Origin of the sequence: Acidovorax sp. 107 (genome assembly GCF_003058055.1) — a bacterium.
Classification (GTDB): Bacteria; Pseudomonadota; Gammaproteobacteria; order Burkholderiales; family Burkholderiaceae_C; genus Acidovorax.
Genome location: NZ_QBTZ01000001.1, coordinates 2,684,332 through 2,710,217 on the forward strand (window position 1 = coordinate 2,684,332; position 25,886 = coordinate 2,710,217).

The 25,886-nt window shown below is 65.9% G+C and carries 29 protein-coding genes, 1 tRNA gene and 1 riboswitch; of the genes, 16 read left to right on the forward strand and 14 right to left on the reverse strand.

What is annotated here, in order from left to right; translation table 11 throughout:
- Positions 1-73 precede the first annotated feature (73 nt).
- From C8C99_RS12545 to C8C99_RS12575, 7 genes are all read left to right on the forward strand, one after another.
- The gene (locus C8C99_RS12545; RefSeq protein WP_108625924.1) at positions 74-805 is read left to right on the forward strand and encodes a helix-turn-helix transcriptional regulator; all 732 of its coding nucleotides are present in this window, start codon (positions 74-76) and stop codon (positions 803-805) included.
- A gap of 289 nt (positions 806-1,094) precedes the next feature.
- Positions 1,095-2,006 carry a TetR/AcrR family transcriptional regulator gene (locus C8C99_RS12550; RefSeq protein ID WP_108625925.1) on the forward strand — a complete coding sequence of 304 codons (912 nt, stop codon included), beginning with the start codon at positions 1,095-1,097 and terminating at the stop codon, positions 2,004-2,006.
- On the forward strand, positions 2,003-2,560 hold the full coding sequence (locus C8C99_RS12555) for a DUF2867 domain-containing protein (RefSeq protein WP_056648028.1): 558 nt from the start codon (positions 2,003-2,005) through the stop codon (positions 2,558-2,560). The genes C8C99_RS12550 and C8C99_RS12555 overlap by 4 nt, the downstream gene beginning before the upstream one ends.
- Entirely contained in the window at positions 2,547-3,872 is a 1,326-nt protein-coding gene (locus tag C8C99_RS12560) for an AarF/ABC1/UbiB kinase family protein (protein WP_108625926.1), read from the forward strand. Before C8C99_RS12555 ends, C8C99_RS12560 begins: the two co-directional genes overlap by 14 nt.
- Complete coding sequence (locus C8C99_RS12565) at positions 3,869-4,258, forward strand: hypothetical protein (RefSeq protein ID WP_108625927.1); 390 nt, start codon at positions 3,869-3,871, stop codon at positions 4,256-4,258. Before C8C99_RS12560 ends, C8C99_RS12565 begins: the two co-directional genes overlap by 4 nt.
- 174 nt (positions 4,259-4,432) lie before the next feature.
- Positions 4,433-4,885, forward strand: coding sequence for a YXWGXW repeat-containing protein (locus C8C99_RS12570; RefSeq protein WP_108625928.1), 453 nt, complete (start codon positions 4,433-4,435; stop codon positions 4,883-4,885).
- 195 nt (positions 4,886-5,080) lie between these two features.
- Positions 5,081-5,524: a YXWGXW repeat-containing protein gene (locus C8C99_RS12575; RefSeq protein WP_056648016.1), complete on the forward strand. Its 444-nt coding sequence runs from the start codon at positions 5,081-5,083 to the stop codon at positions 5,522-5,524.
- Positions 5,525-5,566: 42 nt separating this feature from the next.
- Here C8C99_RS12575 and C8C99_RS12580 read toward each other — a convergent pair whose 3' ends face one another.
- Positions 5,567-6,349, reverse strand: a complete 783-nt coding sequence (locus tag C8C99_RS12580; RefSeq protein ID WP_108625929.1) for a 2-keto-4-pentenoate hydratase — start codon at positions 6,347-6,349, stop codon at positions 5,567-5,569.
- Between the two features lie 230 nt (positions 6,350-6,579).
- Positions 6,580-6,691: riboswitch (glycine riboswitch) on the forward strand.
- A 95-nt stretch (positions 6,692-6,786) separates the two neighbouring features.
- Between C8C99_RS12580 and C8C99_RS12585 the strand changes: the two genes are divergently transcribed.
- Entirely contained in the window at positions 6,787-8,106 is a 1,320-nt protein-coding gene (locus tag C8C99_RS12585) for a D-amino acid dehydrogenase (RefSeq protein WP_108625930.1), read from the forward strand.
- Between the two features lie 53 nt (positions 8,107-8,159).
- Here the strand turns inward: C8C99_RS12585 and C8C99_RS12590 are convergent, their stop codons facing one another.
- Both C8C99_RS12590 and C8C99_RS12595 read right to left on the reverse strand, forming a co-directional pair.
- The gene (locus C8C99_RS12590) at positions 8,160-8,498 is read right to left on the reverse strand and encodes a cytochrome c (protein WP_108625931.1); all 339 of its coding nucleotides are present in this window, start codon (positions 8,496-8,498) and stop codon (positions 8,160-8,162) included.
- A 1-nt stretch (position 8,499) separates the two neighbouring features.
- Positions 8,500-9,714, reverse strand: a complete 1,215-nt coding sequence (locus tag C8C99_RS12595; RefSeq protein WP_108625932.1) for a sulfite oxidase — start codon at positions 9,712-9,714, stop codon at positions 8,500-8,502.
- 221 nt (positions 9,715-9,935) lie between these two features.
- On the opposite strand from C8C99_RS12595, the gene C8C99_RS12600 reads away from it, so the two are divergent.
- Both C8C99_RS12600 and C8C99_RS12605 read left to right on the forward strand, forming a co-directional pair.
- The gene (locus tag C8C99_RS12600; RefSeq protein ID WP_108625933.1) at positions 9,936-11,111 is read left to right on the forward strand and encodes a rhodanese-like domain-containing protein; all 1,176 of its coding nucleotides are present in this window, start codon (positions 9,936-9,938) and stop codon (positions 11,109-11,111) included.
- Between the two features lie 80 nt (positions 11,112-11,191).
- Positions 11,192-12,517, forward strand: a complete 1,326-nt coding sequence (locus C8C99_RS12605; RefSeq protein WP_056648001.1) for a hemolysin family protein — start codon at positions 11,192-11,194, stop codon at positions 12,515-12,517.
- 54 nt (positions 12,518-12,571) lie between these two features.
- On the opposite strand, the gene C8C99_RS12610 is transcribed toward C8C99_RS12605, so the two are convergent.
- From C8C99_RS12610 to C8C99_RS12635, 6 genes are all read right to left on the reverse strand, one after another.
- The gene (locus tag C8C99_RS12610) at positions 12,572-13,906 is read right to left on the reverse strand and encodes an FIST N-terminal domain-containing protein (RefSeq protein ID WP_108625934.1); all 1,335 of its coding nucleotides are present in this window, start codon (positions 13,904-13,906) and stop codon (positions 12,572-12,574) included.
- Positions 13,907-13,981: 75 nt separating this feature from the next.
- Positions 13,982-14,851 (reverse strand): PhaM family polyhydroxyalkanoate granule multifunctional regulatory protein, encoded by an 870-nt coding sequence (locus tag C8C99_RS12615; RefSeq protein ID WP_108625935.1) that lies wholly within the window; start codon positions 14,849-14,851, stop codon positions 13,982-13,984.
- 105 nt (positions 14,852-14,956) lie between these two features.
- Positions 14,957-15,442, reverse strand: coding sequence for a copper chaperone PCu(A)C (locus C8C99_RS12620; RefSeq protein ID WP_108625936.1), 486 nt, complete (start codon positions 15,440-15,442; stop codon positions 14,957-14,959).
- A gap of 56 nt (positions 15,443-15,498) precedes the next feature.
- Complete coding sequence (locus C8C99_RS12625; protein ID WP_233247215.1) at positions 15,499-16,059, reverse strand: YcnI family protein; 561 nt, start codon at positions 16,057-16,059, stop codon at positions 15,499-15,501.
- Between the two features lie 14 nt (positions 16,060-16,073).
- On the reverse strand, positions 16,074-18,404 hold the full coding sequence (locus C8C99_RS12630; protein ID WP_108625937.1) for a TonB-dependent receptor: 2,331 nt from the start codon (positions 18,402-18,404) through the stop codon (positions 16,074-16,076).
- A gap of 80 nt (positions 18,405-18,484) precedes the next feature.
- Positions 18,485-18,850: a DUF2946 family protein gene (locus C8C99_RS12635; RefSeq protein ID WP_056647991.1), complete on the reverse strand. Its 366-nt coding sequence runs from the start codon at positions 18,848-18,850 to the stop codon at positions 18,485-18,487.
- Positions 18,851-18,972: 122 nt separating this feature from the next.
- On the opposite strand from C8C99_RS12635, the gene C8C99_RS12640 reads away from it, so the two are divergent.
- From C8C99_RS12640 to C8C99_RS12660, 5 genes are all read left to right on the forward strand, one after another.
- Positions 18,973-19,620, forward strand: coding sequence for a glutathione S-transferase (locus tag C8C99_RS12640; RefSeq protein WP_056647988.1), 648 nt, complete (start codon positions 18,973-18,975; stop codon positions 19,618-19,620).
- Positions 19,621-19,743: 123 nt separating this feature from the next.
- Entirely contained in the window at positions 19,744-20,115 is a 372-nt protein-coding gene (locus tag C8C99_RS12645) for a TraR/DksA family transcriptional regulator (protein WP_108625938.1), read from the forward strand.
- A gap of 63 nt (positions 20,116-20,178) precedes the next feature.
- Positions 20,179-20,553: a hypothetical protein gene (locus tag C8C99_RS12650; protein ID WP_056647982.1), complete on the forward strand. Its 375-nt coding sequence runs from the start codon at positions 20,179-20,181 to the stop codon at positions 20,551-20,553.
- A gap of 52 nt (positions 20,554-20,605) precedes the next feature.
- Positions 20,606-21,019 (forward strand): VOC family protein, encoded by a 414-nt coding sequence (locus C8C99_RS12655; protein ID WP_108625939.1) that lies wholly within the window; start codon positions 20,606-20,608, stop codon positions 21,017-21,019.
- Positions 21,016-21,609, forward strand: coding sequence for a MarC family protein (locus tag C8C99_RS12660; RefSeq protein ID WP_108625940.1), 594 nt, complete (start codon positions 21,016-21,018; stop codon positions 21,607-21,609). Before C8C99_RS12655 ends, C8C99_RS12660 begins: the two co-directional genes overlap by 4 nt.
- 90 nt (positions 21,610-21,699) lie before the next feature.
- On the opposite strand, the gene C8C99_RS12665 is transcribed toward C8C99_RS12660, so the two are convergent.
- Positions 21,700-22,248 (reverse strand): Rrf2 family transcriptional regulator, encoded by a 549-nt coding sequence (locus C8C99_RS12665; RefSeq protein ID WP_056647979.1) that lies wholly within the window; start codon positions 22,246-22,248, stop codon positions 21,700-21,702.
- A gap of 151 nt (positions 22,249-22,399) precedes the next feature.
- Between C8C99_RS12665 and nhaR the strand changes: the two genes are divergently transcribed.
- Positions 22,400-23,296 carry a transcriptional activator NhaR gene (gene nhaR, locus C8C99_RS12670; RefSeq protein ID WP_108625941.1) on the forward strand — a complete coding sequence of 299 codons (897 nt, stop codon included), beginning with the start codon at positions 22,400-22,402 and terminating at the stop codon, positions 23,294-23,296.
- Between the two features lie 144 nt (positions 23,297-23,440).
- Here the strand turns inward: nhaR and C8C99_RS12675 are convergent.
- The 4 genes from C8C99_RS12675 to rpsD all read right to left on the reverse strand — a co-directional run bounded on the left by C8C99_RS12675 (position 23,441) and on the right by rpsD (position 25,816).
- Positions 23,441-23,517: transfer RNA gene (locus tag C8C99_RS12675), tRNA-Met, on the reverse strand.
- Positions 23,518-23,539: 22 nt separating this feature from the next.
- Positions 23,540-23,932, reverse strand: coding sequence for a 50S ribosomal protein L17 (gene rplQ, locus C8C99_RS12680; protein ID WP_008906513.1), 393 nt, complete (start codon positions 23,930-23,932; stop codon positions 23,540-23,542).
- Between the two features lie 154 nt (positions 23,933-24,086).
- Positions 24,087-25,079 (reverse strand): DNA-directed RNA polymerase subunit alpha, encoded by a 993-nt coding sequence (gene rpoA / locus C8C99_RS12685; RefSeq protein WP_005793666.1) that lies wholly within the window; start codon positions 25,077-25,079, stop codon positions 24,087-24,089.
- Positions 25,080-25,192: 113 nt separating this feature from the next.
- A complete protein-coding gene (gene rpsD, locus C8C99_RS12690; protein ID WP_008906515.1) occupies positions 25,193-25,816 on the reverse strand; it encodes a 30S ribosomal protein S4 in 624 nt (207 codons plus the stop codon).
- Positions 25,817-25,886 lie beyond the last annotated feature (70 nt).

Here is a 25,886-nt window from a genome sequence, read left to right on the forward strand (position 1 = left end):
CCCAAGAAGTCGCGCAAGGGGCTACCCACGCACCTTCGGGTATTGATAATCGATACCCAGGAGCCCCGTCACCATGAGCACGACCGCCGACCTCGTCACCGCCCTCAAAAAAGAACTCAAGACCGCACAGATGACCTACGCCGACCTGGCGCTGGCACTGGGGATGGCCGAGTCCAGCGTCAAGCGCATGCTGGCCAAGGGCGACATGCCGCTGTCGCGCATCGACGCCATCTGCCGCGCGCTGGCGCTGGACTTTGCCGACCTGGCGCGGCGCGTGGCCGACGAACAGCCCTTGCTGAAAGAGCTGACCCACGAGCAGGAAAAGGCCGTGGTGGCCGACAAGAAGCTGCTGCTGATGGCGATCTGTGTGCTGAGCCAGTGGACGCTGGAGCAGGTGACAGGCTACTACCGCCTGACCGAGGCCGAGGGCATCAAGTACCTGGCGCAGCTGGACCGCATCGGCATCATCGAGCTGCGGCCGCTCAACCGCTACCGCCTCAAGCTGGCCAAGACCTTCCGCTGGCGCCCACATGGCCCGGTGATGAACTACTTCCGCGAGCACGCGCTGCTGGACTACTTTGCGGGCGGCTTTGATGGCCCAGGCGAAGGCGTGCTGCTGGTGCACGGCAACATCAGCCGCAGCCTGGCGCCCGCGTTCATGGAGCGCATGCAGCGCGTGGCGCAGGACTTTGCCCAGCAGCACCTGGCCGACCAGAAGCTGCCCGACCGCGAGCGCGAGGGCTACACCCTGCTGCTGGCCATGCGCAGCTGGGAGTTCGAGGCGTTTGCCAGCATGCGGCGGTAAGCCTCACGCCGATTTCGCGGGCCCCTGCAAGCGGCAGCCGTCGCTGCAAGCCAACTTCTGCCCTTGGTTGAGCGCAGCGGCCGCCTCACAGGTGCGGGAGCAGGCCGCAGTGCCCTGGCCCCGCATTCAATCACTATCTTTTTGATAGCTATCAGCGCATGAATTACCTGCGCTTGAGGCTAAAAACGCCTCAAAACCCCTGCTTGCGCCTGCCAAGAGGTGGCTTGACGCGACAAAGAGAAATAACTATTCTTTAAATTGAAAATTTACTCTATTTAAGAATAGTCAAATGAAAACCACCCGCCAGCAGCAAGACGCCACGCGCCGCCAGATCGTGGCCAGCGCGGTGGACCTCATGACCCGCCAGGGCTTTGACGGCACGACGATGAAAGACATCGCACGCGCCGCCGGCATTGGCGACGCCACAATCTACAAATACTTTCCGACCAAGGACCGCATCGTGCTGGGCTACCTGGACGACGTGGCCCACCAGGCGCTGGCCGACACGCTGCAGACGCCGGGCTTTGCGGGCTACGCCCTGCAAGAAAAGCTGCAGCGCCTGACCGATGCCGTGCTGGAGCGCCTGCTGGCCGACCGCGAGTTTGTGGCTCAGGTACGCGGCCTGGCGCGACGCTCGCCGCTGTCGATGCTGGCCGAGCCGCTGGCCGCGCGCCAGAGCCTGCGCGAGGCGGTGGCAAGCTTTCTGGAAGCGGCCGAGGCCAGCGGCGAGATAGAGCCCTGCGACTTCAAGGGCCTGGCGGGCGGGCTGTACACCGACTACCTGGCCGGGGTGGTGACGTATTGGCTGGCCGACACCTCCGACGAATTTGCCGACACCACGCAGCTGGTGGACCTGTCGCTGGGCGTACTGGTGCAGGCGCTGCGCGGCGGGCTGGTCAACCGCGTGCTGCAACTGGGCGGCTTTGTGCTGCGCAGCCAGATGGCCCGCATGGTGCAACACGGCAGCGGCCTGATGGGCATGCTGCACATGGCCCAGCAGGCCATGGCCAGCGCGCCGATGGATCGCGCCCCTGCGCACACCGCAGCCGCCGCCTCATCCACTGCATCACAGCCTTCTGAGTCGCCCCGCAAGCCCAGCAAAACCGGTAAGCCACGCCAACCACGTGTAACACTCAAAGCCGCCAGCCCCGCACCTGCGGCAAAGCCCGCAGCCACGCCACGCAAGAGGAAGTCCGCATGACCGCCGCCCCCACTGTGCGCGAGATCCCTGTGCCCGCGGGCACTGCCATCCACGCCACCCTGCCCGGCGCCCAGTTTTTTGACGCTTACGAAGTGGCTGACGACCACCCCGCACAGAACGCCCTGCAAACCTGGCTGGACGTTGTAGCCCGCACCCCGCGCTGGACGCAGCAGCTCATGGCCGTGCGCAACAAGCTGGTGCGGCTGGTGGGCCTGAAGGACCTGGGGCAACTGCACGACGGCCATCCGCCTGCCAGCGGCCGCTCTCCACGCGATGCCCGCAGCTACCGCGTGGGCGACCGTGTGGGCATCTTCCTGATCCGGCACCTGAGCGATACCGAAGTCGTGATGGGCCAGGACGACAAGCACCTGGACGTACAGGTGTCGCTGACCAAGCAGGGGCAGCAAGGCACGGCCCCAGCCACCGTCGTGGTCAGTACGGTGGTGCACATCCACAACGCCCTGGGCCACGCTTACATGGCCGTCATCACGCCCTTTCACCGCCGCATCGTGCGAGCCATGATGCAGCGCCTGGCAGACCATGGCCCGCACTGACGCCCCCCGCACCGGCAAGCTGGCCCGCAGTGCCATCACGGGGCTGGCAGCGGCGCGCATTGGCATGGCCGAGCTGGGGCACCGTGTGCGCACACCCACGGCCCAGGCGCAGGCCGAGCACGAGGCCGCGCTGGGCCGCATCCTGTTTGGCGCGCTGGGGCAGCTGCGCGGCTCGGCGCTCAAGGTGTCGCAGTTGCTCAGCATGCACCCGGGCCTGCTGCCCGACGGCGTGCGCAGCGAGCTGGCACGCGCCCACCAACAAGCCCCGCCGCTCAACCGCGCACTGGTGGGCCGCGTGTTCCGCCAGGCATTCGGGCAAGAGCCCGAGGCGCTGTTCGACCAGTTCGAGCCCACCGCGTTTGCCGCCGCCAGCCTGGGCCAGGTGCACCGCGCACAGCTCGCAGGCCAGGGCACGGTGGCCGTGAAGGTGCAGTACCCCGGCATTGCCGCCACCATCGCCAGCGACGTGCAGCTGATGCGCGCCGCGCTGCGCGCCCTGGCCCACACCGACATGCCGCTGCCCACCGATGCCGTACTGGACAGCGTGATGACCGAGATCGAGGCCACCCTGCTGCGCGAGGTGGACTACCTGCAGGAGGCCGAGCAGCTGCAATGGTTTGCCCAGCATGCCGCGCAGCCGGGCGTGGTGATGGCGCAGCCCATCCTCTCGCACACGCGGGCCCAGGTGCTCACGCAGCAATTCTTGCCCGGGCTACCGTTGCAGGCCTGGCTGGCCACACAGCCACCGCAGGCGCTGCGCGACCAGGCCGGGCAGCACCTGTGGGACTGGTTCATGCACTGCATCTTTGTGCTGGGGCGGGTGCATGCCGACCCGCACCCGGGCAACTTTCTGTTCGCGCCCGATGGCACGGTGGGCGTGCTGGACTTTGGCTGCACGCGCGCCCTGCCCAGCGCATTCCGGGCGCAGGTGGTGCAGGCATGGTCTGCCCTGCTGCGCAAGCCCACCTACCCCACGCGCAACGCGCAGGTGCTGCAGGCCTACCAGGCGCTTGGGCTCTTGCGCAAGGACCTGACGGTGCAGGCCTACGCCACCGAACTCGCCCCTGCCCTCGCCGAGATGCAGGCCTGGCAGATCGAGCCCTTGACCCAGCCGGTGTTTGACTTTGGCACCAAAACACCGCCACCCATCACCCCCAGCCGGCACCAGCGCGTGCTGGGCCAGCACCTGGCCCAGATACCCGGCGAGATGCCCGCGTTCGAGCGCATGTGGATGGGGCTGATGCACCTGCTGACGCAGCTGGGTGCGCGGGTGCGTACCCAGGCCCACGATGTACTGACCATTCACCCATGACCAACACCGCACTGACCCTTGCCGCCACCGGGCTGGCCCTGGTGGGCATGGCCCATTCCGTGCTCGGAGAAGCCCTGCTGTTTCGTAGCCTGCGCTCGCGTGCCGGCCCCAAGTCGCCCACCGCGGCGCGGCTGGTGCTGCGCACTTCCCATCTGCGCATCCTCTGGGGCACTTGGCATGTGGCCTCGGTGCTGTGCTGGGCACTGAGCGCCCTGCTCTGGCGCCTGGGTACCGCGCCCTGGGACGCCGCACTGGGCGCCTGGGTGGCCGATGTAGCGGGTATCGCCACCCTGGCCAGCGGCCTGCTGGTGTTTGGCGCCACCCGCGGCAGACACCCGGCCTGGTGTGCGCTGCTGGTGATTGCGGCGCTGGTGTGGTGGCGATGACGCGGGCCACAGGTTGCCTGCCGCAGGTGTGACAAAAGTCACGCGGCGGCCGCGTGTCTGCGAGATCGGCAACACACCTTCACAAAGCTTCGCAATTGGACTACACGGGCTTGACGCAGCCTGCGCACCATGAAGTCTCCGGTTCCGCAAGGAATCACTTCTGAGGAGAACCCTATGGCCCGCAAAGCACTTGCCGCTGTGTCCATCGCCCTGCTGTCGCTGGGCGCCGCAAGCGCGGCGCAGGCGCAGACCAGCGCCACCGTCGTCATCCAGGCTGGCACGCCCGTCTATCAGCAACCCGCTCCGGTGCTCGTGCAGTACCAGGCACCGCCCCCACCCCGCTACGAGGTGGCGCCCCACCCGCGCCGCGGCATGGTGTGGGTGCCCGGCCACTGGGAGTGGCGCGGCCACCGCCATGTGTGGATGCAGGGCTACTGGGTGAAGGCCCGCCCGGGCTATCACTACCGCGAGCCCCGCTGGGTCGAGAAAGGCGGCCGCTGGGACATGCAGGGCGGCGGCTGGGACCGCGATGGCGACGGTGTACCGAACCGCCACGACCGTGACCGCGACGGAGACGGCGTGCCCAACCGCTATGACCAGCGCCCGGACAACCCGTACCGCCGCTAAGCCCCCTCGGTCACCCCGCAGCGCAAAGCGGGGGCCTGCGGCCCGCACCACCCCCACCCGCGCAGACCCGCGGACAAATGCCCATGCGCCCATCGGCAACGATGGGCCCCAAAGGCGCAATACCCGGCCCCCTCTGGCTCCACCGGCACCCCCCTCTCGGCCTGAGCCAGGGCCCCTACCACCAGGAGTTTCACCATGACCACCACTTCCCTTTTTAGCCAGACCCTCACCGCCTCGGCACTCGCCCTGGCGGCCCTGCTGGGCACCACCGCCCCGGCACAGGCACAGGTTGCCACCCAGACCACCGTCATCGTGCAGCCGGGCGTCGTCATCCCGGCTCCGCCACCGCCCCGCCGCGAGGCCGTCCCGCACGCCCGCAGGGGCCAGGTGTGGGTGCCCGGGTACTGGGACTGGCGGGGCCACCGCCACGTATGGGTGCAAGGCCACTTTGAAAAAGTACGGCCCGGCTACCGCTACCGTGCCCCTCAGTGGGACCAGCGCGATGGTCGCTGGGAGCTGCACCGGGGTGGCTGGGACCGCGACGGCGATGGCATCGTCAACCGCAACGACCGGGACCGCGATGGCGACGGCGTGCCCAACCGCCGCGACCACCAGCCTGACAATCCGCGCCGCAACTGATCGACGCACCGCTGGCGAGGCAGGGCGCAAGGCCCTGCGCACTTAGCGCAGGTGCAACACCGCCCGCCCCAGGCCCGGAAAGTCTGCCACCACCTCGGAACCCGGCGCCACCAGCACCGTGCCTGTGCACGAGCCTGTGGTCACCCACTGCCCCGCACGCAGCCCCCCCAGGCTGCGTGCGCCTTCATTGGCCAGCCACACCAGCAGACGCACCGGGTCGCCTGCCGGGTTGCCCCAGGCGGCATGCTGCACGGCCGCCGACCCGTTCACGGACAGCGTCACTCCTTGCACCAGGGGCTGGACCGCTCCCACAGCGTCTGTGCCGGACCCCACGATCAGCGCCCCATGGCAGGCCTGGTCCGCCAGGCGGCTCCACTCGCCCTGCTGCGCCCAGGCGGCAAACCGCGTATCGCACACCTCGATGGCAGCACGCACCGACACCACGGCCGCCAGCACCTCGGCGGCGCTGTAGGGGGTGGCGCGGGCGGGCAGGTCGGCCCCCAGTTCGTAGACCAGTTCCGCCTCCACCCCCATCACGGCAAAACCAGATGCAGCCAGCAACACGGGCTCGCTCGCTGCAGCCACCCACACCGAATCGCGGGTGAGCGCGGCGCGTGCCGGTTGGGCCTGGGGCGATGCAGCCCCGACCTTCCAGCCAGCGATGGGCCCGCGTGCACGCACCACCGCGTCTTGCACGGCATAGGCCTCGGCGGCATCGCGCGGGCGCAGCCCTGCGGGGAAGTCCAGCGGGCGAGGCGTGCGCCCTTCCCGGGCCTGGGTGATGACGGCGGCGCTGGCGGCAGGGTCCAAAGCGGTGGGGGACATGGCAAAACTCTCCGTGGTGCAAGGGGTCGGCGGAATTATCGGCACCTTGCCCCATCGATCCCGCCCCGCTCCATCAGCAACGATTGCGCCCCATTAGCCGCCGCAGTTGATCCGGCGCACAGGCTTGCCCCATAGAATCGGCCTCGCAGGAGAGCACGGCAGCCACCGGCCGCCGCTGCACCGAAGGCGCAAACTCCCATACACGCTCAGGTCCCGTACTGCACCATTCATCAAAGCCGTCTGGAGAGCCGCCTCGCGCAACGCGAAGCGCACCGAAGGAGCAAGCCGCAGCCCGGGTGGGTAGCGGTGAATCTCTCAGGTACCAAGGACAGGGGGAGCGGCAGCTAGGGCATTCATGCGCCAGCTGCACGCTATTTAATTCATAGCTGCAAGCGCATATTGTTCTAGCGCCAGAGCCCAGAAAGGCTTTGAAAATCATGCGCGTGATCGTTTTGGGCGCCGGCTTGCTCGGCGTGACTTCGGCTTATTTCCTCTCTCAACTTGGCCACGAAGTGACCGTCATCGACCGCCAGGGCTCGCCCGGCGCCGAGACCAGCTTTGCCAACGGCGGCCAGATCTCGGTGAGCCACGCCGAGCCCTGGGCCAACCCCAGCGCACCGCTCAAGGTGCTGCAATGGCTGGGCAAGGAAGACGCCCCCCTGCTCTTCCGCCTGCGCGCCGACATGCGACAGTGGCTGTGGGGCCTGTCCTTCCTGCGCAACTGCACGCCCGCGCGCACGCGCCACAACATCGAGCAGATCGTGCGCCTGGGCACCTACAGCCGCGACACGCTGCAGCAGCTGCGCGCGGCCACCGGCATCCAATACGACCAGCGCACGCAAGGCATCCTGCACTTCTATACCAACCAAAAGGAATTTGACGGAGCCCTGGCCCCGGCCGAGCAGATGCGTGCGCTGGGCTGCGAGCGCCAGGTCATCAGCGCTGACGAGGCCGTGCGCATCGAGCCTGCGCTGGCCCACATCCGCCCGCAGCTGGCCGGTGCCACCTACACGGCAGAAGACGAATCCGGCGACGCCAACCAGTTCACGCGCGAGTTGGCCAAGCTGTGCGAAGCGGCGGGCGTGCAGTTCCGCATGGGCCACCACATCACCGCGCTGCGCGAGGCAGGTGGTCGCATCGACCATGTGGAAGTGACCAATGCCGAAGGCCGCTTCGAACGTGTGCGCGGCGATGCGTTTGTGCTGGCCATGGGCTCGTTCAGCCCGCTGCTGGCGCAGCCGCTGGGCATCCCGCTGCCCATCTACCCGGCCAAGGGCTACTCGGTGACCATGCCGGTGAAGGACGCGGCCAAGGCACACCAGGTGAGCCTGACGGACGATGAATTCAAGCTGGTGTTCTCGCGCTACACCAGCGAACGGGGCGGCGACCGCCTGCGCATCGCGGGCACGGCCGAGCTGAACGGCTATGACCGCCACCTGAACCAGGTGCGCTGCGAGGCCATCGTGCGGCGCGTGGAGCAGCTGTTCCCCGGCGCGGGCGACGCGACCCAGGCGCAGTTCTGGAGCGGCCTGCGCCCCGCCACACCCAGCAACGTGCCGCTGATCGGCAAGACGAAGGTGGGCAACCTGTTCCTCAACACCGGCCACGGCACGCTGGGCTGGACGCACGCCTGCGGCTCTGGCAAGGCGCTGGCCGACATCGTGAGCGGCCGCGTGCCCGAGGTGGACTTTGCGTTCCAGGGTTTGCAAGGACGTGCGGCGGGAGCGACGCTGGTGCCTTCGCGCACAGCTGCCTGAAGCATCGCGCGGTTGTAGCGAGGGAGCGCTGCAACCGACGCGAAAGCCTGCGCCTACTTGGCCGCGCCTGTGGCGTGCGCCACAAACTGCGCCACAGCTTGCATGTCCTTCTCGCTCATGCGCTCGGCATACGAGGGCATCGCGCCAATGCCCCCCTTGAGCGCGCGCAGCACACGGCCTGCGTCGGGCTTCAGCTCATCCAGCACCGGGCCCACCTGCCCCTCGGCGCCCGCCGCCTGCAGCGTGTGGCACACGGCGCAGGCGGGCTGGATCTTGGTAAACAGCTCCTTGCCGCGCGCCAGTTCGGCCGGGTCGGCGGCCCAGGCCGACGCACAGGCGCCAGCGGCCCACAACGCCGCTGCGACGCGGCGCGCTCGGTTGCACCCACCCATGTCAGGCCACGGAGACGGTGACGGCGTGGTCGCGCCAGCTGGCGTTGTTGTAGCCGCCCAGGTTTTCTTCGCGCTGCTCGGCCTGCACATTGCCTGCCGTGTCGGTGGCGCGGCTCGCCAGCACATGGGAGCCCGCCTCCAGGCGAATGGGCAGCGCAAACTGCCGCCAGGCAAACGGCCCCAGGTCGGGGCCGATGAGCTTGGCCGCCTGCCAGGTCTTGCCGCCATCGGCCGACACCTCCACACCCTTGATGGCGCGCGTGCCGCCAAAGGCCACGCCATGCACCAGCACCTGGCCGGGCTTGAGTGGACCCTTGTCGGCCAAGGGACCGTTGATCCACGACTTCACGCCCATCTCCCACACCGAAGGCTGGTCGGGGCTGGCCTTGCTGCCGGGCGGCGACATGCGGTAGCCATGCGACATGATGCGCGCCTGCGACTGAGCGCTGCCGAAGGCCACACGCTTGACGTACTTGATGTTGTTCACACCCTGGTAGCCGGGCACCACCAGGCGCAGCGGGCCGCCATGCGCCAGCGACAGGGGCTCGCCATTCATCTCCCAGGCGAGCAGCGCGTCGTCCATCGCCTTCACGGGCACCGAGCGCTCCACCAGCACCGTGAGCGGGTCCACCCCCTCGGGCAGCTTCTCGCCGCCCGTGCCGGTCAGGTAGGCCGCGCCATCGGCCAGCCCGCCCAGGGCCGCTACCACGTTGCGCAGCGGGACGCCGCTCCAGACCACGCAGCCCGCGGCGCCCACCGACCAGGGCGTGCCGCTGGGCTTGCTGGGAAAGAAGCCCCGGCCGTTGCCCGAGCACTGCAGCACGGTGGCCACGGTTTCCACGCCCAGCGTCTTGAGCTCAGCCAGCGTGAGGCTGCGCGGGTTCTTCACCCCTTCGACGGAGACCGTCCATGCGTCACGGTTGTCGAGGATGGCTGCGTCGGGCGCAGGCAGGTTGTTGCGCACATACAGCTGGTTGGACGGCGTGATGACGCTGGTGCCGAACGCGGAGCGCCGGGTTTCCAGGGTGCTGCTGCTGTGCACGATCAGCGCATCCGGCGACTTCCACCCTGCATAGGCGGGCAGCGGCTTGGCTGCGGGGGCGGCGGCCTGCTGGGCGCGCGCACTGCCCGTCCATCCGGCCAGGCCCAGCGCGCTCAAGGCGGCAGCACTTCCGGCCAGCATGTGGCGGCGCGGCAGGGTCATCGAATCTTTCATGCGAACGTCTCCAAAGAGTGGGGTGGACAAAACCTCTCGCCCCCGATTCCCCTCGCAAGCGCAGGGCATCGGGCCAGCCCGCATTCTGTGCGGCAGCCCCTCGCACCGCACGTTCGGCGTCGTTAGCAGAAGTAACAAAAACAAAACATCGGAAACATTCGTACGCAGGTGCGGAGGCCGTGGGCATATTCGCGCTTTGTTGTGGGGAGAGGAAAAGCGCTATGAACATCATCAAAAAACGATCTTGGCGACCACTCGGGCTGCTCCTGCTCTGGGGCCTGGGCTGCAGCGCTGCGCAGGCCCAGCTGACGGCCATGGTGGCGGTGGAGCCCACCGCCCGCAAGGCGGCGCACTCCATCCTGCGCACATCGGCCGAGTCGGGCCTGTCCAAGGCCGCGGGCCAGCCTGTGGCACTGACCACCAGCGACGACCTGGCCGACGTGATGCGGGCCACCCGCAGTGCGGGCTACGACATCTTCATTGGCCCGGCCCAGGTGGCGGCGTCTGCACTGCAACGCGGCTATGAGCTGGTGGGCGCGACGCACAAATCAGACAAATACCTGCTGGTCGGGCTGCAGCAGATCGCGGCGGTGCCCGCGATGAAAGGGAAAAGGCTGTACCTGCCCCAGCAGGACTCGGTCTACACCTACTTGGCACGCGGCATGCTCAACGAGGCGGGGCTGTCTCTCCAGGACCTGCGGGCCGTGCAGTACGAGAAATTCCCGCAGGCGGGCCTCACGGCCCTGACCCTGGGCACGGCGGACGCCACCGTGGTGCGCGAGGACGACTGGGCCGAATGGTCGGCGGCGCACCCCGGCATCGCGCGGGTGCTGGCCACGTCACAGCCCGTGCCGGGTGGGTTCTCCATCGTGGTGAAGAAGGACCTGCCGGCGGATGCCCGCAACAAGCTGGCCCAGTGGTTCGGCACATCGTCCTCCGCCAGCGGCCTGCCGCTGGTCTCGGTGCGCCCGGAGGCTGTTGAATACCGCCGCGTGGCCGAGCTGGGGCTGTTCACCCCCACCAGCCTGCCCGGAGTAAACCGCGTCAGTGCGCGCGAAGCCCAGACCCTGCTGACGCAAGGCGCCACGCTGGTGGACACCCGCACCGAAAAGGAATTCAAGACCAAGCGCATCCGTGGCGCCGTGTTCGCCGCGTACGTCGAAAAGAGCCTCAAGGACGTGGCCTTCAATGCGGCCCAGGATGATTTCCAGGCACTGGACAAGCTCAAGGGTCTGGACAAGGCCAAGCCGGTGATATTTGCGTGCAACGGCGCCGAATGCTGGAAGTCGTACAAGGCCGCCAAGGTGGCCACCACCAAGGGCTTCCAGTCGGTGTACTGGCTGCGCGGGGGGCTGCCCGAATGGGACGAAACCGGCCTGCCCACAGAAGGCGGCTAGGAGTCGGCGCAGGGTCTCTGGCCCCTGTCCTTACAATTGGTCGCTTCTCAACACCCAAGGGCGTGCAAGGCGCCCTTTGTATGGAAATAGCAATACTGTTCGCCCTCATCTGTCTCAACGGCCTGTTTGCCATGTCAGAGATCGCTCTGGTCACGGCCCGCAAGGTGCGGTTGCAAAAGCTGATTGATGAGGGCGATAGCGGTGCCGCCGCTGCCGTGAAGCTGGGCGAAGACCCCACGCGCTTTCTCTCCACCATCCAGATCGGCATCACGTCGATCGGGGTGCTGAACGGTATCGTGGGTGAGGCCGCTCTGGCCGCCCCGCTGGCCGCCTGGCTGGATCGCATGGGCGTGCCTCTGCCCTATGGCGGCTATGCAGCCACCGGCCTGGTGGTGGTGCTGATCACGTACTTCTCCATCGTGGTGGGCGAGCTGGTGCCCAAGCGCATCGGCCAGTCCTACCCCGAGACCTTTGCACGCCTGGTGGCGCGGCCCATCAACTTCCTGGCACTGGCCACCAAGCCGTTTGTGTTGCTGCTGTCCACCTCCACGCGCACGCTGCTGCGCCTTTTGGGCGTGAAGGAAACCAGTGGCAGCCCGGTGACCGAAGAAGAGATTCACGCCATGCTGGTCGAAGGCACCACCGCAGGGGTCATCGAATCGCACGAGCACACCATGGTGCGCAACGTGTTCCGTTTGGACGACCGCCAGATCGGCTCGCTGATGGTGCCGCGTGGTGACGTGGTGTGCCTGGATGTCGATGCGTCGTTTGAAGAAAACCTGAAGTGCATCGAAGAGTCCGACCACGCGCGCTTTCCAGTGGTGCGCGGCGGCATGGACAACATCCTGGGCGTGATCAACGCGCGCCAATGGCTGTCCCGCACCCTGCGCGACAAGGCGCGGGGCAGCCTGGCTGACCAGCCGCTGCAGACCGCGCTGTATGTGCCCGAGACCATCACGGGCATGGAGCTGCTGGACAACTTCCGCCTTTCGGACGTGCACATGGCGTTTGTGATCGACGAGTATGGCGAGGTGCAGGGCATCGTCACGCTGCAGGACCTGATCGAGGCCATCACGGGCGAGTTCCAGCCGCGCGACCCCGAGACCTCGTGGGCGCTGCAGCGCGAGGACGGCAGCTGGCTGCTGGACGGCCACATCCCCGTGCCCGAGCTGAAAGACCGCCTGAACCTGGACGCCGTGCCCGAGGAAGAACGCGGCCGCTACCACACGCTCAGCGGGATGATCATGCTGCTGACCGGCCGCCTGCCCAAGGTGACCGATACGGTGCAGTGGGAGGACTGGAAGCTCGAAGTGGTGGACATGGATGGCAAGACCATCGACAAGATCCTGGCCACACAGCTGACGCCCGAGGAAAAAGCCGAGTCCGACGAGAACGGCGCGGGCTGACCGGCATTGGGGATTGCGAGGGCGGCTGTGCCAGCCAGCCCCCTCTTCTTCAGATCAGGGCGGTGAGGGCTCGCCGTCCACAAATACCGTGAGCACCCCGGTGTAGCCGTACAGGTGGTGGTGCGCGATCTCACCGCCCGCAAAGAAACCGGCCAGTGGTACGTCGCCCAACGCATGTCGCACGATCTGCAGCTCGGCGCTGGGCCCACCAAAATGCGGGCCGCCCCGGCCCGAGCAACTCACGTAGATCGCGCCGCAAATGCGCCGTCCCGCCTGCGGCTGCACACCCAGTGCGGCCATGCCGGGCGCGGGCGCCAACCCGCTGCCCTGCGCGGAGGACGCCAAAGGTGGCGCGGGCTCCAGCTCCTCGGGTTCCAGCTCCTCCCGAATCTCTGCACAGATGCGCATGAGGTCGGCCCGCGCGGCCGCCACGTTGCGCTGGCAGAACGCGAGGTGCATGCCCGGCTCCACATGGTCGGCCACGGCCACGCCCCGGCGGCTGCCGTCCAGCCCCACGATGTGGCGCACACGCGTGTCGGTGCCAAAGTGGCCCGTGCGGCGCTGGCCCGGGGGCTGTTCACCGGCATTGACCAGCCCGGCCAGCGTGGCGCGCACCTTGCGCAATGCGGGCTGCGGGTCGCTGCCATCGAGCGACACCTGCAGCGTGTCGAGCAACACATCGAGCGCGGGCTCGCCATCGAGCGTGAGCACCACGTTGTCCTGCGCTGCGGTGATGGTGTGGAGCGCCCCGACGGGCTGGCAACCTTGCGTGACACGCGACACCATCGCCACCCCGGCGCCAAATGCCACGCCCGACAAGCCACCGTCAAACACCCCACCGGCACCGCCCTGCCCGGCCATGTTGCCGTCGCCGCCCACGGCAAACTGCACGCTGGCCGTGCGGCTGGCAGAGAGACCGCCAAACAGGTAGCCCGTTTCGGTGCGTGCGGCCATCTCGGTCAGCAGCTCGGCCAGCTCGGGCGTGTGGCCGTCTGCATGCACCAGCGCGGTATGGGCTGCAAAGCCGGCGCCTGGGTGCGGCGCATGGGTGGGCAGCGGTGCCACACCCGAGAACACGCGGTATTGGTCCGCAGGCACATCGAGCAGCATCACCGACAGCGCAGGCTCGTCAAAGTACTCAGCGTTGTTGGCCGACACGCCCACGCCCACGGTACCGCTCCAGTCGGTCACCTCAGGCAGCTCAGCGCTCAGGTAGTCGAGCAGCGACTGGGCGTCGCTCGCATAGTGGTCGGTGATGTAGAGCAGGCCCAGCGTGGGGGCGGGTGCGTAACCGGGCAGCGCCATCTGAGCGCGCAGCTGCGCCAGCACCAGGGCAGCAGCCATGCGCCACTGCGGGTGGGTGGCGTGGCCGGTGGGAAAGAGTTTCATGGTGGTGGTCTCCATGCCTGGGCGGGGGTAGGCCAGTAGGGCGCACCTGCGGGTTGCAACACCCGCCCGCGGGCGTCAGCCCGCTCGCTTGCGGGCCGCCGGGCTGCGGGTGCTGCTGGCCTTCTTGGCGGCGGGCTTCGTGTTGGTTTTGCGGGCTGCGGGCTTTTTGGCGGCAGCGGCCTTTTTGGCGGCGCCTGCGGATGATGCCGCCGCGCGCTTGGCACCGCCCTGCATGGTCTGCATGCCTTTGGCGGCAAACTGGCTGGCCATGCCGGTGGCCGTCTTCAGAGCTTCCTTTGCCAGGCCCGTGGCCATGTTCTTGGTGGTGTCTATGGCGGTCTGCTTGGCCGCATCCTTCATGGCGTTGGCCGCAATCTGCTGGAACTGGCTGGTGAGCGCACCCCACCATTGCATGGGGTCCACCACGGCGGGCTCGGCCGCAGCCGAGGTCTTGCCCTTGGCTTTGGGCCTGGCTTTCGCAGCGGGTGCGGACTCGGCGTCGGCCTCGTCTGGGGTTTCCTCTTCAGCGGCGGCGCGGCCCGTGACGCGGGCCGCCGCGCCAGCCACTGCTTCGGCAGCGCCGGTGACGGTGTCGGCGGCCTTTTGCACGCCACTCATCACCGTGTCGGCGGTCTTGAGCTTGAAGGCGTTGGCCACATCGCCCATGCTGAAGTTCATGCCCTTGAGCGTGGCCAGGGTCATCTTCTGCACCTCCAGCGCCTGGATGGTGGCGGCCAGCGCGCGCGAGTTCTGCTCCAGCCAGAACTGCACGGCCTTCAGTTCTTCGATGCGCTTTTCCAGCTCTTCCACGCTGATGGTGGGGGCCACCCAGTTGGAGAGGTTGGGCAACTGCGGAATGCTGCTGGACGCCCCCTTGGCCAGGCTTTGCAGAAAGTCAAAACCGGGGACGAATTTGCCGAAACCGAAGTTGGATGTGTCGCTCATGGCCGCTCCGCAAGAGGTGGGTCTTTAGAACCTTGGGAAGGTTCTGAGGAGGCACAGCTTACTCCAATGCACTGCATCCGCGAAGGCGCTGCGGCGGCCGGGATCTCAGTGTTTATGCCCATCCATCATGCTGCCTGCCGTGGCGCCGCCGGGCGCCGAGGTGCCCACCGGCACTGTCAGGTTCAGCTTGCTTTCCACGCCCTTGGCATCCTGGAACACCAGGGTGATCGGCACCGAACTGTCCTTGGCCAAAGGCGCCTTCAGGTCCAGCAGCATGACGTGGTAGCCGCCGGGCTTGAGTTCCACCGTCTTGCCTGCCGGCAGGTCCAGCGTGGGCACGGCGCGCATCTTCATGATGTCGCCTTCCATCTTCATCTCGTGCACTTCGGTAAGGCCGGCCGCAGGCGACTCGGCACGCACCAGGCGGGCACCGTCCTTGGCCGTGAGGCGCATGAACGCGCCCGTGGCCTTCTGGCCCTGCACGCTGGCGCGTGCCCAGGCGCCTTCGACCTTGACGGGTGCTGTCTGTGCCCATGCGGGGGTGCCGAGCAGTGCGGCAACGACGGCAGCGGTGTGGAGCAGTTTTTTCATGAGGAATGTCTTTCGGTTGGCAAGAAGGGAAAGGGATGCGAGAGCAGGCCCGACTGTCAATGATTGTGCGCAGCGGCGCCACCGGTGGGCAGAATCTCCAGCGCGGCCGCAGGGGACTTCAGGTCCGACAGTTTCTGTCCCGCCGTCGGCACCTCGGTCCAGTCGTTGCGGCCCTCGGTGCAGACCTGGCGCACCGGCCAGTACACAGTGCCGGCCTGCTCGGGCGCTTGAGCGACCAGCACAAACTCGTCGTAATGGGCGCTCTGCAGCATGTCGTCCGGCGTCTTGGCTGTCCAGGTGATGCGCACCACGTCTTCGGTGATGCTGCGGCCGTGGCTGGTGTACGGCTGGGCCAGTTTGTCGCGCTGCACGTCGAGCGTCCAGCCCGGCTTGGGCATGGGGCGCGCGCCGCGCATGCCTGCGGGGATGTCCACCACCACCTGCCGCGTGGGCGCCGCGCCGCAGCCATGGCCCACCTTGAAGGCGGCCTTGTAGCTAGCGCCAGCCGGGGCCACCTGGTATTCGAGCACCACATGGGCAGATGCAGGTACCAACAGGCCGCAAGTGCCAGTCAGCAATACGGCAGCAGCTATCCTTTTTATAGTATTCAGAGACATGGGATGTTTTCCTTTCAAAGGGAGACCTTCAACTCAGCCATGTAGCTGCGCTGTGGGTAGGGGTGGAAGTTCCAGAACTGGTAGTTGTTGAGGTTGTCGATGCCCATGGCGACGCTGACCGCTTTGGTGATCTGGTAGCGCACGCGCACATCGGTGGTGAAGTAGCGGCTCGCGCCCTGGTAGGCAAAACCGTTGGGATCGCTGTTGTCGAGCGTGCTGTATTGCTTGCCGCTGTAGCGCGCGCCCAGGGTGTACGACCATTTGTCATCGGGCCGGTAGGTGGCCACGGCAGTGGCGCGCCACTCGGGGATGCGCGGCTGCCATTGGCCGACGCTGGCGGGGAACTTGTCGTTGCGCGTGATCTTGGAATCCGTCCAGGTCAGGCTGCTGCCCAGCTCCAGCCCGCGCACGAAGACGTTGGTGGCCTGGTACGCCAGCTCGATGCCCTTGGTACGAATCGCGTCCACGTTCTGCACATTGGTGACGTTGGGGGTGACGAGCACATTGGTCTGCGAGTACAGCGCGTCTTTGGTGCGCTCAAAAAAAGCCGTCAGGCGCAGCAAACCGTTGCCCATGTCGCGCTCCGCTGTCAGCTCGGTGGTCCAGCTCTTTTCGGGCCGCAGGTTGGGGTCGTTGTTGATGAGCGTGCCGCTGCCGCTGATGCCGCCCTGGTACAGCTCGGCCACGGTGGGCATGCGCACGGCGCGGCCGGTGGAGGCCTTGAGCACCCACAGATCATTGGCCTGGTAGGCCACCGCAGCCTTGGGTGAGAAGTAGGTCTCGTTGCGCTCAGGGTGGTTCACCGTGGTGGTGGCGTTGCCCGTCTGGCCGTTGCTGGCACTCCAGCGCTCGGCGCGGGCGCCCAGTACGGCCTTCCATTGGGGTGCGATCTTCCAGGTGTCTTGCGCCCACAGGCCCAGCAGTTGTGTGTCGCCATTGAAGGCCTGGTTGCGGGCGCCCGAAGCGCCGTTGATCCAGTTGCTGGTGGCGTTCTCCACCGTGCGCAGCTGGTAGCTGTCGCGCTGCAGGCCAAAGTCCACGATGTGCGCGCCCAACACGCCATCCGGCCGCCAGGTGCCCTTGGCAGCCAGCGTGTTCCAGCCCGTGCCCTTGCTGTTGACGATGCGCCCTGCCCCGCCGTTCATCGCCGCAGGCAGCGCCACCGTGGCGGCGCGCAGGGTGTCGGTCTGGTAGTCATACAGGCTGGCGGCCACTTCCCAGTCGAACGCGCCCTTGGTATTGCTCTTGACCGACAGGCCGTGCATGAAATGCGTGAGGTCTTCGTTGGAAACGTTGAAGTCGGTGGGCGCGAGCGTATACGAACGGCCGTTGATGTTGACCGTGCCCGCGTACACCGCATTGCCATTGGCATCGCGCAGGTAGCTGGCAGGGCGGCCTTCGGATTCGTTGTGCCACCAGCCGAAGGTGTACGCGGCCCGCACGGTGGGCGAGAAGTCGTAGGCGATCTTGGCCTTGATGTGGTCTTGCTGCGTGTGGTACTGCGTGGCGGTGCCCAACAGGTACCAGGGCTGGTTGCTGCGGTTGTTGCCCAGCACAGCGCCCGTCACGGGTGTGCCTGCACTGCCCACAGTGCCTGCGGACACCAGGCGCGTTGGGAAGGTGAGCGGCTGGCCTTCGCTGTCGGTCTTGTTGAAGTTAAGGAACCAGGACCAGTCACCGTTCTTGTTGCCCACCGATGCGCTGACTTGCTTGCCTCCGTAGGTGCCGCTGGTGTTGTACAGGTCGAACGGCTGGTGCTGGTAGCTGACCTGCCCGTGCGCCTCGAACTTCGTCGGCATGCGCGTGACGTAGTCCACCACTGCGCCCACCGAGTTGCCCGCGTACGCTGCAGAGAAGGGCCCGTAGAGCACGTCCACCCGCTCGATCTCCTCGGGCGTAACCAGCATCCAGCGCGGCGCGTTGGTGGGGCCGTTGCCCAGGTAGTTGCTCAGCAAGATGCCGTCGGCAAACACCATGGACCGCGCCGGGTTGCCGGTGCCCGAAGCGCGGGTGGACAGCACGGCGTGGTTGTAGTCGCCGATGTAGCGCTTGCGCACCAGCAGGCTGGGCAGGTACTTGAGGGCGTCTTCGCTGTCGGTGGCATTGATCGCATGCTCGATCTGCTCGCGCGTCACGCCCTCGATGGTGGTGGGTATCTGCGTGGGCAGCGAGGTCGGCTGGCCACCGCTGATGGTGACCACGCCCAGCTCCTTGACCGGGGCATTGGAGCTGGCAGGGACGCTGTCGGTGGTCTGTGCGAATGCGGGCACGGCCCCGGTGACCGTGAAGGTAAGGACGAGGGGAAAGGCACTGGCCACGGCCAGCGCCATGCGGCTTTTGCGCATAGGGACTCCTGAAAATCAAGCCAAATAGGCCGCAAGCGCAGGTGAACAATGCGCAAGCAGCTATCGAATCAATAGCGATTTCAGGAGAGCGATGGGGGCCCGCGCGGCGGCAGCGGCGCGGCGGTGCGCGCAGCAATGTGCGCGGCAGGGATGGGGCGCAAGGCATGCGCCAGGGGGTGAACCACAGGCAGCTGGGCCTGCGACACGGGAGGGGGGGCGCCCACGTGCGCACACAGCGGGCAGTCCAGCGTGTGGCTGGACAGCTCCTTGGCGCCGTCGTCGGTCTTGACCAGCACCTTGATCGCGCCCGAACCCGAGCAGATCAGCTCCATGGACTGCGGATGCACCAGGGGCGACGCCACGGCCACGCCGATCGACAACACAAACCACGCCAGCACAAGGCGGGCGAGCCAGCGAAGGCTGCGGATGGTTTGCAGGGGGGACATGGGTGCGGATTGTAGGGGGCCGGAGCACGCACTCCTTGACCGAGGTCATCTGCGCGACGGCCTACGGCCTCGCCCGCACCTAGGATGCGGGCTGCATTCACCACCCCAACGGAGACACCGTCATGCTCACACTCTGCGGCTTTTCGGCCAGCAATTACTACAACAAGGTCAAGCTGGCCCTGCTCGAAAAGGGCCTGCCGTTCACTGAAGAACTGGCCTGGGTGGGCGAGACCGACCGCAGCGCCAGCCCGCTGGGCAAGGTGCCCTACCTGCGCACGCCGCAAGGCGCACTGTGCGAGTCGGCCGTGATGGCCGACTACATCGAGACCGCCCACCCCGAGCACCCGCTGATCCCGGCCGACCCCTTCCAGGCCGCCAAGGTGCGCGAGCTGATCACCTTTCTGGAGCTGCACCTGGAGCTGGTGGCACGCAACCTGTACCCCCAGGCGTTCTTCGGCGGCACGGTGAGCGACACCGCACGCGAGAAGGTCGGCGCACAGCTGCAGAAGAACATCGCTGCCTTCGGCCAGCTGGCAAGGTTCAGCCCCTATGTCGCCGGCGACACGTTCACGATGGCCGACTGCGCCGCCATCGTGCACCTGCCGCTGGTCAGCTCTGCCACCAAGATCATCTACGGCCGCGACTACCTGGCCGACCTGCCCGTGCGCGACTACCTGGCCCGCATGGCCGAGCGCCCCCATGTGCAGCGCGTGAACGCAGACCGCAAGACCAACACCGCCGAAATGCTGGCGCGCCCGCCCAAGCGCTGAGCCCGCCCCGCAGCGGTGTCACCCGGGCAGTGACACCGCGCGCCATCCCTTGACCCTGGTCAACCCCCGGCACCGCGCGCAGGCGCACCATGCAGGTATCCGATCACACCGAGGAGACCCCGCATGGACAAGACCCAAGCCGCACCTTTCCGCCAGCAGTTACTGGCCCAGCAATCCGAGTTGCTGGCCCAACTGGCCGCGCAGCGCGGTGGTGTCATCGGCCGCGCCGAGGCTGCGGCCGATCACTTTGGGCAGCCCGAAGACCCACGCGCCCAAGTGGCCACCGAGCGCGAACTGGAATTCGCCCTGGGTGAACGCGAAACCGAACACCTCGCAGCCGTCGAGGCCGCCCTGGCCCGCATCGACACAGGCACCTACGGGGAGTGCACCGACTGCGGCGCCCACATCACTGCCGCCCGCCTGCACGCCACCCCCGAAGCTGCGCGCTGCGTGCACTGCCAGGAGAAGGCTGAGCAACACCACCACGCTGCGTGAGCTGGCTCACGCAGTCAGACACCTCGTTTCCCCGTTATGTCCTCACTTCAAGAAAGTCGATTCATGAGCACTTTTCACGCCGTTGTCTGGATGGACCAGTCCGAAGCCCACGTGGTGATGTTCGACCGCGAACACGCCGAAGCCCAGCGCATCAAGTCCCGCAGCCACCACAAGCACCAGGGCAAGGCCGACGACCTGGCCCCGTTCTTTGCAGACATTGCCCAGACGCTCACGCACACCCGCGAGGTGCTGCTGGCAGGGCCAGGCTTGGTGCGCAATCAGTTCCGCGACTGGGCCGCCAAGCACCATGCCGCGGTGGCGGATGTGGTGGTGGACTCCGTGGCGGCCGACCACCCGACCGACGCTCAGCTCGTGGCCATGGCGCGCCAGTATTTCAAGAAGTTTGACAACATGGCTGCCGATCCATCAGCCGCTTGACCTGCCCCCACATCGCGCCCATAGCGCGGCCCTGGCTGCTATCCTTTGCAGGATGCGCAGCCTCTTTCACCTTGCCTTTCACGTCACCGACCTGGACGCCGCGCGCCGCTTTTATGGCGGCGTGCTGGGTTGCCAGGAGGGCCGAAGCACCGACACCTGGGTGGACTTCGATTTTTTTGGCCACCAGATCTCGTTGCACCTGGGTACGCCGTTTGCCAGCGCCCGCACCGGGCATGTAGGGGACCACTTGGTCCCCATGCCGCACTTCGGCGCCATTCTGGAGCTGCCCGACTGGCATGCACTGGCCGCACGGCTGAAGTCCGCCGGCACCGCCTTCGTACTGGAACCGCAAGTCCGTTTTGAAGGCCAGCCCGGCGAGCAGTGGACGATGTTCTTTCACGACCCCAGCGGCAACCCGATCGAGATCAAGGGCTTTCGGTTGCTGGACGCGGTGTACGCAGCGTGAGCTACACCTTCGCGTCAGCCACCATCCTGCTTCTGCTGATCACCGATCCGCTGGGCAACATCCCCATCTTTGCCAATGCCCTGCGTGGCGTGGCGCCCGAGCGGCGCGCGCGGGTGATCCTGCGCGAGGTGCTGATTGCGTTTGCCCTGCTGCTGGTGTTTTTGTTCTTCGGGGCGGAGTTCCTGCGGGTGATGAACCTGAGCGACCTGTCGCTGCAGATTGCAGGTGCGGTGGTGCTGTTTCTGATCGCGCTGCGCATGATCTTTCCGTCGGCAGACGGTCCGCAGGCGGAGCTGCCCAGCGAGCCGCTGATCGTGCCGCTGGCCATTCCGGCACTGGCAGGCCCTTCGGCCCTCGCCACCGTCATGCTGCTGGTGGCCCAGGCGCCGGAACGCCGCTGGGAGTGGGTGGGCGCGCTGTGCGTCACCATGGCTGTGTGCGCCGTGGTGTTGCTGCTGGCCGAACGCATCCAGCGCCTGGTGGGCGAACGCGTGGTGATGGCGTTTGAACGCCTGATGGGTCTGATCCTGGTCGCCATCTCGGTGGAGATGCTGATCCGGGGGATCAAGCAGCTCGCGCACCAGCTGTAGCCGTCGGCGAGCTGGCGGCCGCCGCTGCGCCAGCCTAGGTGGGCTTGGCGCCGCATCCGACACCTCGCACCACCGCCTGATCCATTCGCCTCAGCGGCGCTGCAGGATCGGCATGCTCCCCAAGGCAAACACCGAATTGGGCACGTTGACCCGCGCCATCAGCGGACGGGGCTTGGGCGCCAGGGGCAGCTTGGTCCGCGCAGGGGGCGCCTTGTCCTCCACGACCGTGCCTTGCTTCAGTGCCTGGGTGACCAGGTCCTGCAGCGTTACCGACTGCAGGTATTCCATCACTTGGGAGTTGAAGCTGGTCCACAGCTCGCCCGTCATGGATTTGACCTGCGCGGCCTGGCCGGCTCCCAGATTCTGCAGTTCGTCGTTCTTGAGATTCTCCACCGCCAGGATGATTTCAGCCACCGACACCTGCTCCGCGTGCCGCGCCAGCGTGTAGCCGCCGCCTGGCCCGCGGGTGCTGTCCACGAGGCCGGCACGGCGCAGCGCGCTGAACAGCTGTTCCAGATAGGACAAAGAAATCCCCTGCCGCGCGCTGATGGTGGACAAGGGCACAGGCCGCATCTTCTGGCGCAGGGCCAGGTCGGTCATGGCAGATACCGCCAGCTGTCCTCGGGTCGTGATACGCATCGTTGCTACTCCTTGTGAACACAGGCAGCTCCAGGCCGCAGCGCAGATCGCCACGGAAGCTGCCAAACGTCAATGTAGAGATTTTCATACTTCGCGTATATTCGTTTTATTGCGTTTTATTCTTCGCTTTAATCGAAGTATTGAGAGCACCATGAACTTCAAGCATCTGCGTTATTTCTGGACAGTAGCCAAGGCGGGTGGTGTCATGCGTGCGGGTGAGCAGCTCAACACCACGCCCCAAACCCTGTCGGGCCAGATCAAGCAGCTGGAGGAATGGCTCGGCCATGACCTGTTCCGCAAGCGGGGGCGGGGTCTGGAACTGACCAGCGAGGGGCGCGTGGCCCTGGGGTATGCCGAGCAGATCTTTGCGCTGGGTGACGAGCTCGAAAAATCCATTCGGCTGGCCCGCGGCCAGGAGAAACCGCTGGAGTTCCGCGTAGGCGTGGCCGACTCGATTGCCAAGTCAGTGGCCTACCACCTGCTGGAGCCCGCGCTGGGCATGCCCCAGCGCGTGCACATGACCTGCCATGAGGGCAAGTTTCCCGAACTGATTGCGCAGCTGAGCCTGCACCGGCTGGACCTGGTGCTGGCCGATGAGCCGGTGTCCAAGAAAATCGGTGTCAAGGCCTTCAACCACCCGCTGGGCACCAGCAGCATGAGTTTTCTGTGTGCTCCTGCCTTGCGGGCGCAGCTGGAGGGCCCCTTTCCCCAATGCCTGCATGGCGCGCCCATGCTCATCCAAGGCCCCATGTCGTCCGTGCGCCAGCAACTCGACCACTGGCTCAACAAGCATCACCTGCAACCCCGTCTGGTCGGTGAATTCGACGATAGCGCCCTGATGAACGCTTTTGGCCGGGAAGGCCGGGGGATCTTTACGTCCCCGTCTGTGCTGGACGACGAGACGACGGCCCAATTCGGCGTGGAGGTGATTGGACGCTCTGCAGACTTGGTCGAGGAGTTTTTCGCCATCTCCATCGAACGGCGCATTACCCACCCTTGCGTGGTAGCCATCACCAAAGCCGCCAAGGCAGATCTGTTTGCGCGTTGACGGTGCTTGGCGCCAAGGACCGCGGCGGGCCAAGGGCAGCCACGGAGTCAAGCTTCACGCCACACCGGATGGCGCAGATCTTTGCGCACAAACAAAAACGCCCACTGTGAAGTGGGCGTTTTGCTGCAGCAGTTGCTGTTTTTTTGGTTGCGCGAGAAGGATTTGAACCTCCGACCTTTGGGTTATGAGCCCAACGAGCTACCAGACTGCTCCATCGCGCGGTAAGAAATAAATTATACCCTATTATTCGGCTGCTGCCGAATTATTTTCGGTTTCTGCAGCGCGGTCCACCAGTTCGACCAGCGCCATAGGAGCATTGTCGCCCACGCGGAAGCCCATCTTCAGAATGCGGGTGTAGCCGCCAGGACGCACCTTGAAACGGGGGCCCAGGTCATTGAACAGCTTGGTCACGCTGTCACGGTCGCGCAGGCGGTTGAATGCCAGACGGCGGTTGGCGACAGAGTCTTCCTTGGCCAGGGTGATCATGGGTTCGATCACGCGGCGCAGTTCCTTGGCCTTGGGAACGGTGGTCTTGATGACTTCGTGCTCGATGAGCGAGTTCATCATGTTCTGCAGCATCGCGAGGCGGTGCGAGCTGGTGCGGTTGAGTTTGCGGAGGCCGTGTCCGTGGCGCATGGTGCTTTCCTTCTACTGTCTATGTAATTAAATCGGGCAGCCGGATCAGGTACTGTCCGAGGCACTGTTCCCCTTGGGGAACGAAAAGTCCCCCTTGCGGGGGACATCAAATCAGGTGCCCAAACTTTGGGCAGCCTTCTATTATAGCTTTGGCTTAACGCTTGTCCAGACCAGCTGGCGGCCAGTTCTCGAGCTTCATGCCCAGCGTGAGACCACGCGAGGCCAACACTTCTTTGATTTCGTTGAGCGACTTTCGGCCCAGGTTAGGGGTCTTGAGCAACTCGTTCTCAGTACGCTGGATCAGGTCACCGATGTAATAGATGTTCTCGGCCTTCAAGCAGTTGGCAGAACGCACGGTCAGTTCCAGCTCATCCACAGGACGCAGCAGGATCGGATCGAACGTGGCGTTGCCGCGTGGGCCTGCTGGTGCGTCAAACGCAGCCAACTCGCCACCTTCCAGCTGTGCAAACACAGCCAGCTGCTCCACCAGAATCTTGGCCGAGGCACGCACTGCGTCTTCGGCAGTGATGGCACCGTTGGTCTCGATTTCAACCACCAGCTTATCCAGATCGGTGCGTTGCTCCACACGGGCGCTTTCCACGGTGTAGCTCACGCGCTTCACGGGGGAGAACGACGCGTCCAACACGATACGGCCAATGGACTTGGTCGATTCGTCGGCATAGCGGCGCAGATTACCTGGCACGTAGCCACGGCCCTTCTCGACCTTGATCTGCATGTCCAGCTTACCGCCGGCAGACAGGTTCGCAATCACGTGATCAGGATTGACGATTTCCACGTCGTGAGGGGTCTGGATGTCACGGGCCGTGACAACGCCTTCGCCATCTTTGCGCAGGCTCAACGTCACTTCATCACGGTTGTGCAGCTTGAACACCACACCCTTGAGGTTCAACAGGATGTTGACCACATCTTCTTGAACGCCGTCAATGGACGAGTACTCGTGCAGTACCCCTGCAATCGTGACTTCCGTCGCTGCGTAACCCACCATGGACGAGAGCAGGACGCGCCGGATGGCATTGCCCAGCGTGTGGCCGTAGCCACGCTCGAACGGCTCCAGCGCGACCTTGGCACGATTGTGGCCAAGCTGTTCGACATTGATCGCCTTGGGTTTCAGCAAATTGGTTTGCATTCAGACTTCCTCTCAATACCCCCAGCTCGTTACACCGGTAAGGCTGGTGAAGCGCCTAAACCGCGATGCCTCGCGGTTCAGGGACGGTTTTCTTGAATTACGTACTCGACCGATTAGCGCGAGTACAACTCAACGATCAGCGATTCGTTGATGTCGGCGCCAAACTCGTCGCGGTCCGGCACCTTCTTGAAGATGCCTTCTGCCTTCTCGGCATTCACTTCCACCCACGCAGGCATACCCACTTGGGCGGCCAGTTGCAGGGCTTCCACCACACGGTTTTGCTTCTTGGACTTTTCGCGCACAGCCACCACGTCGCCCGTCTTCACGAGGTACGAAGCGATGTTCACGGACTTGCCATTCACGGTGATCGCCTTGTGCGACACCAGCTGACGTGCTTCGGCGCGGGTCGAACCGAAACCCATGCGGTACACCACGTTGTCCAGACGCGATTCCAGCAGGAACAGCAGGTTGGCGCCGGTGTTGCCCTTCTTGCCTTCAGCGGCTTCGAAGTAACGGCGGAATTGCTTTTCCAGCACGCCGTACATGCGCTTGACCTTCTGCTTTTCACGCAGTTGCAGACCGTAGTCCGAAGTACGGGCACCGGAGGTGCGGCCGTGCTGACCAGGCTTGGAGTCGAATTTGGACTTGTCAGCGATCGAGCGGCGAGCGCTCTTCAGGAACAGGTCCGTGCCTTCACGGCGGGAGAGTTTGGCCTTGGGGCCGAGGTAACGTGCCACTTGAGCTTCCTTTGTGTCATCTACCGCAAACCATTGCGGGAGCCGCCTGAGGCGCTTGCGCGTTCACAGG

What these genes read in the sequence shown, in the direction of transcription:
- C8C99_RS12545 (WP_108625924.1), top strand. Translation starts at nt 74, where the DNA reads ATGAGCACGACCGCCGACCTCGTCACCGCCCTCAAAAAAGAACTCAAG.
- C8C99_RS12550 (WP_108625925.1), top strand. Translation starts at nt 1,095, where the DNA reads ATGAAAACCACCCGCCAGCAGCAAGACGCCACGCGCCGCCAGATCGTG.
- C8C99_RS12555 (WP_056648028.1), top strand. Translation starts at nt 2,003, where the DNA reads ATGACCGCCGCCCCCACTGTGCGCGAGATCCCTGTGCCCGCGGGCACT.
- C8C99_RS12560 (WP_108625926.1), top strand. Translation starts at nt 2,547, where the DNA reads ATGGCCCGCACTGACGCCCCCCGCACCGGCAAGCTGGCCCGCAGTGCC.
- C8C99_RS12565 (WP_108625927.1), top strand. Translation starts at nt 3,869, where the DNA reads ATGACCAACACCGCACTGACCCTTGCCGCCACCGGGCTGGCCCTGGTG.
- C8C99_RS12570 (WP_108625928.1), top strand. Translation starts at nt 4,433, where the DNA reads ATGGCCCGCAAAGCACTTGCCGCTGTGTCCATCGCCCTGCTGTCGCTG.
- C8C99_RS12575 (WP_056648016.1), top strand. Translation starts at nt 5,081, where the DNA reads ATGACCACCACTTCCCTTTTTAGCCAGACCCTCACCGCCTCGGCACTC.
- C8C99_RS12580 (WP_108625929.1), bottom strand. Translation starts at nt 6,349, where the DNA reads ATGTCCCCCACCGCTTTGGACCCTGCCGCCAGCGCCGCCGTCATCACC.
- C8C99_RS12585 (WP_108625930.1), top strand. Translation starts at nt 6,787, where the DNA reads ATGCGCGTGATCGTTTTGGGCGCCGGCTTGCTCGGCGTGACTTCGGCT.
- C8C99_RS12590 (WP_108625931.1), bottom strand. Translation starts at nt 8,498, where the DNA reads ATGGGTGGGTGCAACCGAGCGCGCCGCGTCGCAGCGGCGTTGTGGGCC.
- C8C99_RS12595 (WP_108625932.1), bottom strand. Translation starts at nt 9,714, where the DNA reads ATGAAAGATTCGATGACCCTGCCGCGCCGCCACATGCTGGCCGGAAGT.
- C8C99_RS12600 (WP_108625933.1), top strand. Translation starts at nt 9,936, where the DNA reads ATGAACATCATCAAAAAACGATCTTGGCGACCACTCGGGCTGCTCCTG.
- C8C99_RS12605 (WP_056648001.1), top strand. Translation starts at nt 11,192, where the DNA reads ATGGAAATAGCAATACTGTTCGCCCTCATCTGTCTCAACGGCCTGTTT.
- C8C99_RS12610 (WP_108625934.1), bottom strand. Translation starts at nt 13,906, where the DNA reads ATGAAACTCTTTCCCACCGGCCACGCCACCCACCCGCAGTGGCGCATG.
- C8C99_RS12615 (WP_108625935.1), bottom strand. Translation starts at nt 14,851, where the DNA reads ATGAGCGACACATCCAACTTCGGTTTCGGCAAATTCGTCCCCGGTTTT.
- C8C99_RS12620 (WP_108625936.1), bottom strand. Translation starts at nt 15,442, where the DNA reads ATGAAAAAACTGCTCCACACCGCTGCCGTCGTTGCCGCACTGCTCGGC.
- C8C99_RS12625 (WP_233247215.1), bottom strand. Translation starts at nt 16,059, where the DNA reads ATGTCTCTGAATACTATAAAAAGGATAGCTGCTGCCGTATTGCTGACT.
- C8C99_RS12630 (WP_108625937.1), bottom strand. Translation starts at nt 18,404, where the DNA reads ATGCGCAAAAGCCGCATGGCGCTGGCCGTGGCCAGTGCCTTTCCCCTC.
- C8C99_RS12635 (WP_056647991.1), bottom strand. Translation starts at nt 18,850, where the DNA reads ATGTCCCCCCTGCAAACCATCCGCAGCCTTCGCTGGCTCGCCCGCCTT.
- C8C99_RS12640 (WP_056647988.1), top strand. Translation starts at nt 18,973, where the DNA reads ATGCTCACACTCTGCGGCTTTTCGGCCAGCAATTACTACAACAAGGTC.
- C8C99_RS12645 (WP_108625938.1), top strand. Translation starts at nt 19,744, where the DNA reads ATGGACAAGACCCAAGCCGCACCTTTCCGCCAGCAGTTACTGGCCCAG.
- C8C99_RS12650 (WP_056647982.1), top strand. Translation starts at nt 20,179, where the DNA reads ATGAGCACTTTTCACGCCGTTGTCTGGATGGACCAGTCCGAAGCCCAC.
- C8C99_RS12655 (WP_108625939.1), top strand. Translation starts at nt 20,606, where the DNA reads ATGCGCAGCCTCTTTCACCTTGCCTTTCACGTCACCGACCTGGACGCC.
- C8C99_RS12665 (WP_056647979.1), bottom strand. Translation starts at nt 22,248, where the DNA reads ATGCGTATCACGACCCGAGGACAGCTGGCGGTATCTGCCATGACCGAC.
- nhaR (WP_108625941.1), top strand. Translation starts at nt 22,400, where the DNA reads ATGAACTTCAAGCATCTGCGTTATTTCTGGACAGTAGCCAAGGCGGGT.
- rplQ (WP_008906513.1), bottom strand. Translation starts at nt 23,932, where the DNA reads ATGCGCCACGGACACGGCCTCCGCAAACTCAACCGCACCAGCTCGCAC.
- rpoA (WP_005793666.1), bottom strand. Translation starts at nt 25,079, where the DNA reads ATGCAAACCAATTTGCTGAAACCCAAGGCGATCAATGTCGAACAGCTT.